Raw genomic sequence first — 11,759 nt, forward strand, 5'->3', positions numbered from 1 at the left:
TCATTTTGCTTTTTCATTTGACGTTTAAATGAACAAACTACATGATTCATAATGTAGTTTGTTCAATATAACATAATCACACAGGTATAACATTTTCTTGTCCAAACCATTCTGTTGCTTTAGCTATCACTTGCGGACTTGGGTTATAATAAAAAACCACCAAATTCTCTTTAGTCCGGGTGCAGCATACGTAGAAAATCTTTTGTGTTCTTTCGAGAACGCTTTCCGTACCTGTATTTAAAAACATGTTCTCAAAGTTGTATTTATTCCAGCCTCCGTTATCTAAGATTACAAGAACATTTTCGAACTCAGTTCCTTTGGTCTTATGTTGTGTGGAAAATGGTGTTTTACCTTCCAGATAGTCGTACAACTTTTGGAACTCGCTGTACTGAACTTCCTTTACCCTGTTGTACAGGTATTCATTCTTTACCTTGAAGTCCTTCAGCTTATCATCCACCAGACAAATACCTTTTTCATTAGCATCATAGATCACATCCTCAATGGTTTTGTCCCCCACATTGATAAGGCTTTCAATATTATCCTTCAAGATTCTTTTGGCGGCAATGTTGACAATTTTGTCTTTGTAGTCCGTTGCTCGCAAAAATTCATTATATCTACCGACTTGATACAGCATGATATTGCTTTGAATCTTAAAAAGATGTTTAATTAAATTATCCCGTTTTGAGCCTTTTTTATTCTCATCATCCTCATCTTGCTTTTTGTCATCAATTAAAGCATCCTTGGATAGATATATTTTTCTAACTTCTGAGAAGGGTTTGTCTTTTAATTGGTTATATAATTCAACGTTTATCGGATTTTGGAGCAATATGTCTTTTTTGAGTTGCCGTTGTCTATTCTTCAATTGAAATTTATCGACAACTGCATCAAAACTGTCGTTGTCGGATATTTCAATTTCAGGATTATTGTTCTTTTTATTGTCTTTAATCTTACGCAAAACATCATTCTTTAACCCAATCACTGGATCACTATCATAAATATCCATCAATGTTCTGAATCCGGCTTTGTCCGCAATCAGGTTATGGGTTAAATTTAGTTCCTTTGTTTCTTTGCTGTCGTCAAAATTCCATTTGTGGTTTGCAGTCAAATATTGCTTTACAGCTGAAATATCCCCATCGTGTGAATGAAGAAACAGGATGTTCCCCTCTTTTACCTGACCAGCCAACATATTCGGTGCATTTTTATCAGTTGAAGGTTCTTGGATTATGTCGTCCGTTCTTAATCTGTTCGCCAGATTAATTATTTTGCGCGGGCTTCTTCTGTTTTGGGTCTTCTTTAGCTCCTTTACCGTATCAGCTGTGTTCCCTTTATATTGGTCAAGATTGCCAATGCCATCATCATAAATAGATTGCATAGCGTCTCCGAAGAAACCGATAAGGTTTTTCTTCTCGCTTTTCTTGAAGTGATTCAAAAGAATTTCAACTACTACCGAATTAGTATCCTGATATTCGTCAATAAAAATGAACTGGTATTTGTCTTTAACAATAGCACTGAGTTTAGGATAGTTTTCAAAAAGGTGATTTGCTATAATCAATAACTCGTCATGAGAAATGATACCCTCTTTGAGTTTTAAAAATTCCTTATACTGAATTCCTTTTTCAAGTTCGTCAAAATAATTTGCTGGTATAGAGTCGTCTTCATCAATTGAAATCTTAGTGTTTTCATCATTTGCTAAAGCAATAATTGTAGATTTTAGCTCTTTTTGAAAGTGTTTGATGTTGTCCCATAAAAAATCGTATATGGTAGATACATTCAAGTTTTTATGGTTTACCCTTTCTTCTATTTCCTTTACCGCTGCATTGGTATAAGTCATACAGGCTACCTTGGCAGTTGGATTTTCTGATATGACCTGCCGAATGACCTGAACCAACGAATAGGTTTTACCACTTCCTGCGCCACCACTCAACAGGAAGTTACGCTTGTTGTCAATACACTGGAAAATCTCTTGTACTTCCGGCTCCAAATTCAATCTTTCTTCAACCATAATAAGCCTTCTTTGATATAAGCAGGAATTTTCCAGTTACTAAAATCACCGTTACTATGATAGAGGATATCCAGAGCAAAGTGTGTTTTTTTCTTTATGCACCTTTCAGCCAACTCGTATGCACCAGTGCCGTTTTCGAAAAGCTCTTTATTCTGAAGCCCTTTGAAGTTCTCTTTGTTGTCATCTACAAACCCTTTGTTTATATGGATAATTGCGTCTTCAAAACTCCGAGCATGATATTCTTGTTCTTCAATCTGATAGGCAATTAGTAACCTTTCTTCCTTAAGTAACCTATTATTAAGATTTAATTGTTTAAGGTTACCCCAATTAGTTTCAGGGAAATAATAAAGAATGGCAGAATTACTCGTTCCAGTTCCATCTATGACGGAACATGCTTCCCTTTTGGTCTTTCCTCCATCTACAGCAACCTCTCTGATTGAATCAATATCGGTTATGATTAAACTCTTGATCCCTAAAAAGTCAATGAATTTTTCAAATATCTGAGAATAAGCTCCCACCTCAATAACAGAAATATTTTGAGAAAGCAAGGGTAGGTACCTGTCTTGTTCACCCGCTGCGGCATATTTCCTTTCTTCTTCAATATCCACCTTTCGCATGAGGGTAGGAACAAGAATGCGCTCGGTATCCCCTTCGATCAAAATAGCCTTATCTGCAAAAAATATTTCTGCCCTGCTAATTGTCAGATATTGTTTCAGGAATTGATATTGTGTTGTCTCAATGTCATACTCATTTTTGAGGTCTTTTAGATTCCTGGCTAATATTCCAATTTCCTTATCCCTTTTTAGGTATTTGATGTCATCAAAATCACTGTCGGCTACAATGCAGGTAGAATGAGTGCTAATAATGTATTGTAAATCTTTGTTCTCACCGTCTTCCCGCTTAATGCCTTCACCAAGTAATTTCTTTATGTTCTTGATGAAAACATATTGCATCTGAGGATGAGTGTGTGCTTCCGGTTCCTCAATAAAGAGGAGGTTTATATCGGCTGGTTTTTTGTCTTTTTCCCGTTTAAACTCCTGTACAAGAATCTCAATTTCAAAGATCATACTGATTAGGTTCATATAGCCCAATCCGTTATAATGCTCAGGAAGATGATTGTCTGCATCATGCTTATAGACAACCGTAGTATTCCCTTCAAGTAATTCCCGGTGTTGAAGGGTGGATATTATTTCAATCTCGGATTCATTAATTTTTACGCCACCAAAATCCTTTACTTTCTTAACAATACCATCAAATAGTGTCTTGTATATTCCGCTTAGATGAGTATCCGTTTCGCTCAGAGTATCTTTGAAATCTTCAACGGCCTTATTTTGTTCATCGTTTGTCTCGGTACGCCTGTAGATCCTTGATGTCTGACCAGAAAGCGTTTTATCAACATCCTTATTCGCAACATCACGTTTTGCGCTGATGTATTTGAAGTTGATAATATCGGCAACACTGATTTTTTCAGTTTCCAAATCAATGGAGATATCCTCATTTGCCTTTTTTGTAGCAGGGACATAGGTTAATGAGCGCTTACCGATCTTAAAGAAAGCTGCATGATTTAATTTCAAGAAGTCAATTACAGTTCGGATTTTATATCCAGGTTTTTCCTGTTCTTTTGCCTTATCCTTAATCACAAATTCTAGATATTCCTTTCTAAGACGGGTGTACTCGGTATAATTTAAAATGTATTCAAAGCCAAGAACGATAACGTTATTATCCGGGTCTAAATCCATCATGACCCTACTGATATTAGATAGATTGTCTGACTCATTGTATTCAATAAACAATCTGAGCCTTATGCCCAATTTTTTATAATCTTTCTCAGTAATGGGAACATTAGATTCTATACTAGCCTTGAGTTCTTTTTTGAAATCAATATTGAAATCGTCAAAAGAGAATTTATTCCTATCTAAATGACCTAAGAATTTATCGAGAACCGAAAGAATAGTGGTTTTGCCTGTATTATTCTTACCAATGACTAGAGAAAGGTCTTTTTCCAAATCCATGGAAAAATCTTTTAATAACCGATAATTCTCTATTTCTATTTTAAATACTCTCATTTCTTCAGTTCAATTGAAATTTAGGCAATTTAGATGTATGCATGAATGTACTGTAAAAAATCTTTTGCTCTAATCGTGTCAGGACTTTGACCATAAAGAATTTTAACAGATCCAAAGGTTTTGAGCCAGTTTATCTCCTGCTGCGTAATCTGGTCATGAGGATAATTAAACTTTTCATGTTGAACAAAAAAGAAAAGCTTATTTGTAGTTTGTAGCTCAATTAGTATATCCAATGCAATTTTTTGCTCAATAGTGGCTTCACCAGTGATTGGAGGTACCTTAGGGCAAAAAGCAATTACAAACCTTTGATAATTTTGTCTTGGGAAAGTACGAACCCAATTAAGCAATCCCTGTCCATCATCATCATTTGACATTTTTCGCACTCTGACATTATATTGACTAATTTGCACAGTTTTTTGGCGACTACTATTTCCGGTCAAAACTCTTAAAGCCCTTGACTTGCCCCAATTTGAATGCCCTACATAGATGAAAACTTTTTTCATAATTCCATTTTTAAAGCTTTTTAGAATCCCTCCAAAATAAAAAACTCTCCCCACATACCACCTATTTCCCATCAAAAATCACCTAAAGAATTTTGTCTTTGTAATCCTCTGATTTTTCAGCCATTGGAGTAGCCCTCCATAAAAAAATGCCCCACTTCCAAATCGCAGTGGGGAAAAATCCTGTGGAAGCCCTTCAATTTTGACCCGTAAACCAAAATTGAAATGCCATGAATGGAACAAATGCAAACACCGGATCGGGCGGAAAAGTCCCCCCTCTTTTTGACCATGTCAAAGCCTATTTTTCCCTCAAAGGAATGTCCATAGACGAAGCAGAAATTTTCTACTATCACTATGAATCTATGGATTGGGAAAGTGAAAACGGAACACCTTTCAGCAACTGGAAAACGCTTGCAGATGATTGGATATGGAACCTCTTGAACTGATCAATCACACCCCGATTGCTGCAATCTTTATCAGATCCTTTCAAGGTCATGGATTGCATTTTGGAGCAATCAGCAAGATGTAGGATTGTCGGACGCCAATCCAATCTTGTCCTCAGCTCCGAAGTCGCACCGGGGGATAAATCCTCCGAAGTCGGATTTATCTCAAACTTAAGAATGTATGAAAAAAAGAGCCGTAGAGTACCCAATAAAAAGAACCATCAGGTTCACTGAAAAAGAAGATGCAAAACTTGGAAAGCTACTCCAAAAAAGCACCTATTGTCAGACTTTAAGTGAGCTGATCCGTGATATGCTTTTCAAGAAAGAGATCACCGTCAATACGTATGACGCAAGCCTGCAAGAAGTAAAGTTAAAGCTTGCAAGAATCAGAAACGAGCTTCAAGCCATAGGTGTCAACATCAACCAGATCACACGGTATTTCAACTCCTCTCAGGATGTGGAAGCCAAGCAGGCTTATGCGGAAAAGGTTGTGCCTCATTACAGGAATGTTGAAGGTAAGATAGAGGAACTGCTTGCCATTCTTTCCAAATTGTCCAGACGATGGTCGCCAAAATAACCACAGGGAAAAACATACGAGGTGCTTTGCATTACAACGAGAACAAACTGGAAAAAGGTGAAGCAGATTTACTGTTGGCCAATGGATTTATGGATGATAGTGATACAGTAAGCCTCCATGACAAACTTGTTCAATTCCGGGAGTTCACAGACAAAAACAAACGCACCAAAACCAATACAATACATATATCCCTGAACTTCTCTCTGAAAGATGGATTGGACCACGAGAAGCTGAAAAAAATAGCCATAACCTACATGGAAGGAATCGGTTTTGGTGACCAGCCCTACCTAGTCTACCAGCATTTTGATGCGGCACACCCTCACATTCACATTCTCACTACCAATATCAGGGAGGATGGTAAACGCATTGAAACCCACAACCTCGGCAAGAACCAATCTGAACTTGCCCGGAAGGCCATCGAGGAAAGGTTCAGGCTGATAAAGGCAGAAGACCAAAAAAAGGAACAGGCGTATATCCTCCAGCCTCTATCAATGGGAAAAGTTCAATACGGTCAATCAAAAACCAAAGCAGCCATATCCAACATAGTGACAGAAGTTATGAGAACTTACATGTTTACATCACTGGCCGAATTCAATGCTGCCTTGCGTCAATTCAATGTGACAGCTTACCGGGGTGAACTGGAATCCCGGATGTATCAGAAAAAGGGATTGGTCTATTCCATTTCTGATGGTGACGGAAACAGGTTGGGTGTTCCCATCAAGGCGAGCTCCATCCATTCCAAACCAACATTCCAAAATCTTGAAAAGCGGTTCGAACAGAACAAGGAGCGTAGAAAACAACACAAGGCCAGAGCTGTCAAAACCATAGAGAATATACTGACCAAACCTGAAGCAAAAGACTTGGACGGGCTTAAAGCGACTCTTTCCAAAAGGGGAATCCATGCGGTTTTCAGAACCAACGATCAGGGACGGCTATACGGGGTGACTTTCGTGGACAATGTTACCCGGAGTGTTTTTAACGGGAGTGATTTGGGCAAACAGCTCAGCGCAAATGCCCTTCACCAGAGGTTCAATATCAGAGATGAGGACGGAGTGGATTCAAATCAGAAAAAGGGGAGCCAAGACGAAACCGCAACGGAAGAACTCGCACAGGGTCGCTCATTGGCCGAAGAGATAATTCAGGGGTTGTTTGATGAGGTGCCGGGAGAATTCCTTCCCGAAAACAGACCTCACCGGAAGAAGAAGAAAAAAACGTCGCAAATAATACAAATCAACGATCATGGGAACAGGGGAAAACGAAGAGGCATTACGTAAGATCATAGACCTGACCAGGAAAGTAAGTTTCGGGATATTGGCATTACACTTCTATGTGTACTGCTATGGGGCTTTTGAAATATGGGGATTCACTCATCCTATTTCAGACAGGGTTTTGCTGAATCTTCAAAGCACCGGAATTTTTAATCATATTCTGGTTACCAAAATCATGGCTTTGGTCTTGTTGTTGGTTTCCCTGCTTGGAGCTGCCGGGAAGAAAGATGAGAAGATACGATTTGCACATGCGGCGTTTTCTTTAATTTCTGGATTAGTGGTGTTTTCCTTAAGCCATACATTACTGCGTCTTGATTACGATCGAGAGATTGTCTGTATCATTTACATGATTGTCACTATCATTGGATACATCCTTGTCCTTACCGGAGGCGGATTGATGTCAAGGATGCTGAGGCTTAGGTTAAAAGACGATGTGTTCAACCAACTCAATGAAACCTTTCCGCAGGAAGAAAGACTATTGGGAAACGAGTATTCCGTAAACCTTCCTTCACGGTATAACCTGAAGGGGAAAATCAGAAATTCATGGATAAATATCATCAATCCGTTTAGGTCATTGCTGGTCATTGGTACGCCGGGTGCAGGTAAGTCTTATTTTGTTATACGGCATGTCATCACACAGCACATTCAAAAGGGCTTTTCCATGTTCATATACGATTTCAAATACGATGACCTTTCCATCATTGCCTACAACACCCTTCAAAAGTATAAAGATAGATACGCCAAAGATCCTGCCTTTTATGTCATCAACTTTGATAAGCTTTCCCATACCCATCGTTGTAATCCGCTTGATCCTGAAACCATGATGGATATCACCGATGCAGCCGAATCGTCCAGAACCATTATGCTTGGACTCAATCGAACATGGATCAGAAAGCAGGGAGACTTTTTTGTGGAATCCCCCATTAATTTCCTGACAGCAATAATTTGGTTTTTGAAGAAATTCAAAGGTGGGCAGTATTGTACCCTGCCCCATGTGATTGAATTGATGCAAATCGAATACGACCTACTTTTCCCGGTGCTACGCACCGAACCGGAAATTGAGGTACTGATCAACCCATTTGTCATAGCTTATCTGAATGGGGCAACCGATCAATTGGAAGGACAGATTGCAAGTGCCAAGATTGCAATGGCAAGGCTCGCATCTCCTCAGATATACTACGTCCTTTCGGGCAACGACTTTACACTAGACCTCAACAACCCCGATGAACCCAAGATAATTAGTGTGGGAAACAATCCTCAAAAGCAGCAGACTTACGGCGCAGTGCTTTCTCTGTATATTTCAAGAATGATCAAACTGGTAAACCAGAAAGGGAAACTGAAATCAAGTCTAATCTTTGATGAATATCCCACTATCTATTTCAATGGCATTGACAACCTGATTGCGACAGCCCGAAGCAACAAAGTGTCAACCTGTTTGGGGATACAGGATTTTAGCCAATTACGTAAAGACTATGGGCGTGAACAGGCGGATGTGGTTACCAACATCGTAGGAAATATCATAAGTGGTCAGGTGACCGGAGACACAGCCAAACAACTTTCTGAACGGTTTGGGAAGATCATGCAGCAAAGGGAAAGCATGTCCATTAATGCCAATGACACCTCTATCAGCCGTTCTTCACAACTGGATTCTGCTATACCTCCTTCAAAAATTGCTGGGTTGAGCTCAGGGGAATTTGTGGGCATGGTGGCTGACAATCCCGACCAAAAGATTCCGCACAAAACATTCCACAACGAGATCATCAACGATAACGAAGCCCTGAAAATGGAGGAACAGGCCTATAAGCCTATTCCTCCCGTTGTAGATATAACAGCTTCTGAAATAGACTCCAATTACAGGATGGTCAAAAATCAGGTGAAACACCTCATTGAAATTGAGATTGAAAGGATTTACAATACACCTGAGCTGGCTCACCTGATTATTGAAAAAGAAAGCTGACCCTGTCACATCCCGTCAGCTGCATCCATGTATTCTGTAAGAGCAGTTTTAAGGTGATCAAGAAATACAGTGCGGTTCTTTTTCCTTAGCCGTATTTCCTGAAAGGCTCGGTAATACTCTCCCAGATCTTTTTGGAACATCGGCCCCGCGACATTGGCGATATCCTTAATGTCCACTTTGCCTTTGTTGAACACCCCCGCAGCTTTCAGTGCATAGATGAGTTCAATAAGCCATACTTTTGGCCCAGTCCATACAGGTCCAAGTTTGTTGGACTTCTTACCTTCTAGGGTATCAAGAGAAATTTGGAGGTACTCCAAAACCTTCTTGAAGGCAATAAATTGACCTACCCTATAACTACCAGCGCAACTGAATTCCGGGTCTGCATCAAGGAAGTAAATGTCAGGAAAGGAGAAATCAATCTCTTTATTCCTAAGAAACAACTTGTCATCAAGATCAGTTTTTCCTGAAAAATTATACCAATAAAGCTCTTGATGCCGCTCGTAGAAAGCCGATATCTTTTCCATTTCTTTTCTGTAACACACTTTCTTTTGTTTTGGAGGTTTCAGTGGGCAGGATGACTCTATTTTGAAGACTTCAGCAAAATAGATCAATTCCCCAAGAAATTTTGGTTGTATAGACTTAAAGAACATGATCTCCGACGACTTGTCCTTAAATCCGTGTTCATTAACATATTCTTTCAGCTTGTATAATGATTCTTGGACTGCTGTAAACGATTTCCTGCATAAGTCAATTTTCCCCTCAGCCGACATGCTGATATCCAAAAGTGTTTCACTTGTCCTATTATATAAATTTTCGCAATATAATTCCATGGCATTTACTTTTTAGGTTAATAATCTACTGATCAATAACACCTGTCTTAAGCCCGGAAAGAAAAGTGCGTAATCTTGATACCTATAAAATTAATGATAGAATTTATAATTATTGACACCAATCGAAACTTCCCCAATGAATCGAATGCCATCTAGACTATTTTCTAAAACTTAATCTTTTATTTTTCTGATATTTGCCAAAGTGGATTTACTTACTCCCAGAATATCCATCATATCTTTTACCATTAGGGTTTTTCCCAACTCCTGTTCAGGACCTGCAAGGACGTTATAAACTTCTTTGGCTGGTTTGGAAAGAAAATCAACAAACCAGGTTATGAGTTTCTCCTGTATGGCATGATTGACTTTAATTGAGAGATCAAAAAAAGATGGGAAATCATTGATGATCTTGGACTCTAATTGACGGTCAATCTCACAAACCATTACATCCGATATTGCCTTTAAAACATAATCAGAAGGGTTGCCAGAGTTAAAGGAAACAGGATCGAGAGCCACTTCTCCCGGAAAAAATATTAATCTGGTAATTGTTCGACCTGCCGGAAGCTGGATGGAAAAAGAAATATTTCCATTTAGAATGAAGCGGGCACAGGTCTCAGCTTGGCCGGCATCCTTAATGACAGTACCTTTCGGATATTTTTTGAAGTTTAGAAAACCTTTTATTTTTCGGTAGTCATCAATCGATACTTCTACAAATCTGTCCATATTGGACTTCAGTTCTATTAGCCAAGAATCATCCATCTCTTCAACATTCATGGGCAAAAATGGTCACCCTTTCAATACTCCCTAACACTTCCAAATACAAGCCAAACCCTCTATTCTTTTCAATAGGTTTGTTACAAATTCAAAACATAATTTCATAAAATAAATAATTTTAAATACAAAATCAAGAAATATAATATTTTAAATAACTTATTATGTAAAAAAGTACAAATTTGCACTTTTTTCACTTGAGATGAAAAAGGTACAAAATGGACTTTGAAAGAAGTTTAGTTCCTACCGAACTTTACCATATGAAAAGCGACAAGAATATTGGAATAAGATCAGATGGAATTATCACCACTATGTTAGTTCTGCTTTCTAGAGCAATACTTTCACTAATATTCATGTATTCGGCATTCTCCAAAGTAATTGATTGGAACGGGACGAGGTCGGCCTTGCATAATCAGGTTTTTCCCGGTTGGATGGCAGAGACGCTGCTCTTTACTTTACCAGTAGTTGAATTGGTGACAGCCATCCTTTTACTGGGAAGAAGGTCTTTCAAAAATGGTTTTGTAGCTTCAACATTGCTGATGGTCTGCTTTACTGTTTACGTGGGTTGGGTGATGTCAGGAGCATTTGGAAGGATTCCGTGCACCTGTGGAGGACTTATTTCTGAGCTTGGATGGTCTGAACACCTTTTACTGAATTTGGTGCTGGTTGTTGTCTCTTTCCTTGGACTTATGCTAAGCAATAAGATATCAGTATAAATTAAAAGTAACTATTGCAGAAGGCGAAGCTAAAAACAGCTGCCCGGCGCCTGAAGCCTAACTATAAAATAGAGAACGGAAATAAAAAAGACAATTCTGTCAGTCTTGCCACTAGGTGGGGACCTGACAACCCGAAGGGGGTAAAACCAGCCGTCCCTCTCAAAAGGTCAAAGACTTTGACTGAAACGACCGGAATTACTTTAACAAAACAATCAAAATTATGAAAAATTACATTAAAAACATCTTAAAAGGCAGTTTAGTAATGATGGCCATTGTCGCTGCGTTTGCCTTTACTAATCCAGTACCTCAATTACAGACAGTGTGGGGTTATGATGAGATTTCGGATGAAATGGTTCCTGTAACTCTTGGCTCCAATGAGTACGATTGTAACCTGAGCATTACCGAAACCTGTGTATATCTGGACGAACAAAGGCAGAATCCACATCCTCAAAGTCCCAATGGAAAGTTTGAATTAAACTAAAAGCACTATTCATAACTACATAAAGAGGGGGCTGTCCGAAAAGGGCAGCCTTTTTTATGCTGCAATTTTTTGATTTTGAAAATCTAAAGTCATGATTGGGGATTTTTGATTAGATTTTTTCCTTGACACGTATAATACTGGTCGACTAATG

11 protein-coding genes are annotated in these 11,759 nt (G+C 38.8%); 6 read left to right on the forward strand and 5 right to left on the reverse strand.

Annotated elements, in window-relative coordinates; genetic code table 11:
* Positions 1 to 76 precede the first annotated feature (76 nt).
* From ACFFIP_RS01755 to ACFFIP_RS01765, 3 genes are read right to left on the reverse strand one after another with little or no spacing between them, the layout of a single operon-like run.
* Positions 77 to 2,002, reverse strand: coding sequence for a UvrD-helicase domain-containing protein (locus ACFFIP_RS01755; protein WP_382385839.1), 1,926 nt, complete (start codon positions 2,000 to 2,002; stop codon positions 77 to 79).
* Entirely contained in the window at positions 1,984 to 4,068 is a 2,085-nt protein-coding gene (locus ACFFIP_RS01760; protein WP_382385840.1) for an ATP-dependent nuclease, read from the reverse strand. Before ACFFIP_RS01760 ends, ACFFIP_RS01755 begins: the two co-directional genes overlap by 19 nt.
* A gap of 29 nt (positions 4,069 to 4,097) precedes the next feature.
* Positions 4,098 to 4,571, reverse strand: coding sequence for a hypothetical protein (locus ACFFIP_RS01765; protein ID WP_382385841.1), 474 nt, complete (start codon positions 4,569 to 4,571; stop codon positions 4,098 to 4,100).
* 227 nt (positions 4,572 to 4,798) lie between these two features.
* Here ACFFIP_RS01765 and ACFFIP_RS01770 point away from each other — a divergent pair, with 227 nt between their 5' ends.
* The 4 genes from ACFFIP_RS01770 (at position 4,799) to mobC (ending at position 8,813) form a co-directional block, all read left to right on the forward strand.
* Complete coding sequence (locus tag ACFFIP_RS01770) at positions 4,799 to 5,014, forward strand: hypothetical protein (RefSeq protein ID WP_377064193.1); 216 nt, start codon at positions 4,799 to 4,801, stop codon at positions 5,012 to 5,014.
* 178 nt (positions 5,015 to 5,192) lie between these two features.
* Positions 5,193 to 5,588 (forward strand): plasmid mobilization protein, encoded by a 396-nt coding sequence (locus tag ACFFIP_RS01775; RefSeq protein WP_382385842.1) that lies wholly within the window; start codon positions 5,193 to 5,195, stop codon positions 5,586 to 5,588.
* Entirely contained in the window at positions 5,573 to 6,862 is a 1,290-nt protein-coding gene (locus tag ACFFIP_RS01780; protein ID WP_382385843.1) for a relaxase/mobilization nuclease domain-containing protein, read from the forward strand. Before ACFFIP_RS01775 ends, ACFFIP_RS01780 begins: the two co-directional genes overlap by 16 nt.
* Positions 6,828 to 8,813 (forward strand): conjugal transfer protein MobC, encoded by a 1,986-nt coding sequence (gene mobC, locus ACFFIP_RS01785; RefSeq protein WP_382385844.1) that lies wholly within the window; start codon positions 6,828 to 6,830, stop codon positions 8,811 to 8,813. Before ACFFIP_RS01780 ends, mobC begins: the two co-directional genes overlap by 35 nt.
* Positions 8,814 to 8,818: 5 nt before the next feature.
* On the opposite strand, the gene ACFFIP_RS01790 is transcribed toward mobC, so the two are convergent.
* Together ACFFIP_RS01790 and ACFFIP_RS01795 are read right to left on the reverse strand one after the other, a co-directional pair.
* Positions 8,819 to 9,643: an RteC domain-containing protein gene (locus ACFFIP_RS01790; protein ID WP_382385845.1), complete on the reverse strand. Its 825-nt coding sequence runs from the start codon at positions 9,641 to 9,643 to the stop codon at positions 8,819 to 8,821.
* A gap of 171 nt (positions 9,644 to 9,814) precedes the next feature.
* A complete protein-coding gene (locus tag ACFFIP_RS01795; protein ID WP_382385846.1) occupies positions 9,815 to 10,414 on the reverse strand; it encodes a Crp/Fnr family transcriptional regulator in 600 nt (199 codons plus the stop codon).
* Between the two features lie 215 nt (positions 10,415 to 10,629).
* Here ACFFIP_RS01795 and ACFFIP_RS01800 point away from each other — a divergent pair, with 215 nt between their 5' ends.
* Together ACFFIP_RS01800 and ACFFIP_RS01805 are read left to right on the forward strand one after the other, a co-directional pair.
* A complete protein-coding gene (locus tag ACFFIP_RS01800) occupies positions 10,630 to 11,127 on the forward strand; it encodes a MauE/DoxX family redox-associated membrane protein (RefSeq protein ID WP_382385847.1) in 498 nt (165 codons plus the stop codon).
* Positions 11,128 to 11,347: 220 nt separating this feature from the next.
* Positions 11,348 to 11,608: a hypothetical protein gene (locus ACFFIP_RS01805; RefSeq protein ID WP_382385848.1), complete on the forward strand. Its 261-nt coding sequence runs from the start codon at positions 11,348 to 11,350 to the stop codon at positions 11,606 to 11,608.
* The last annotated feature ends 151 nt before the right edge of the window (positions 11,609 to 11,759 follow it).

Origin of the sequence: Fontibacter flavus (genome assembly GCF_042432905.1) — a bacterium.
GTDB classification, from domain to species: domain Bacteria; phylum Bacteroidota; class Bacteroidia; order Cytophagales; family Cyclobacteriaceae; genus Fontibacter; species Fontibacter flavus.

Bases quoted from the DNA above. Each gene is read 5' to 3' on its own strand.
- ACFFIP_RS01770 (WP_377064193.1), top strand. From the start codon at position 4,799: ATGAATGGAACAAATGCAAACACCGGATCGGGCGGAAAAGTCCCCCCT.
- ACFFIP_RS01755 (WP_382385839.1), bottom strand. From the start codon at position 2,002: ATGGTTGAAGAAAGATTGAATTTGGAGCCGGAAGTACAAGAGATTTTC.
- ACFFIP_RS01775 (WP_382385842.1), top strand. From the start codon at position 5,193: ATGAAAAAAAGAGCCGTAGAGTACCCAATAAAAAGAACCATCAGGTTC.
- ACFFIP_RS01780 (WP_382385843.1), top strand. From the start codon at position 5,573: ATGGTCGCCAAAATAACCACAGGGAAAAACATACGAGGTGCTTTGCAT.
- ACFFIP_RS01765 (WP_382385841.1), bottom strand. From the start codon at position 4,571: ATGAAAAAAGTTTTCATCTATGTAGGGCATTCAAATTGGGGCAAGTCA.
- ACFFIP_RS01760 (WP_382385840.1), bottom strand. From the start codon at position 4,068: ATGAGAGTATTTAAAATAGAAATAGAGAATTATCGGTTATTAAAAGAT.
- mobC (WP_382385844.1), top strand. From the start codon at position 6,828: ATGGGAACAGGGGAAAACGAAGAGGCATTACGTAAGATCATAGACCTG.
- ACFFIP_RS01790 (WP_382385845.1), bottom strand. From the start codon at position 9,643: ATGGAATTATATTGCGAAAATTTATATAATAGGACAAGTGAAACACTT.
- ACFFIP_RS01795 (WP_382385846.1), bottom strand. From the start codon at position 10,414: ATGAATGTTGAAGAGATGGATGATTCTTGGCTAATAGAACTGAAGTCC.
- ACFFIP_RS01800 (WP_382385847.1), top strand. From the start codon at position 10,630: ATGGACTTTGAAAGAAGTTTAGTTCCTACCGAACTTTACCATATGAAA.
- ACFFIP_RS01805 (WP_382385848.1), top strand. From the start codon at position 11,348: ATGAAAAATTACATTAAAAACATCTTAAAAGGCAGTTTAGTAATGATG.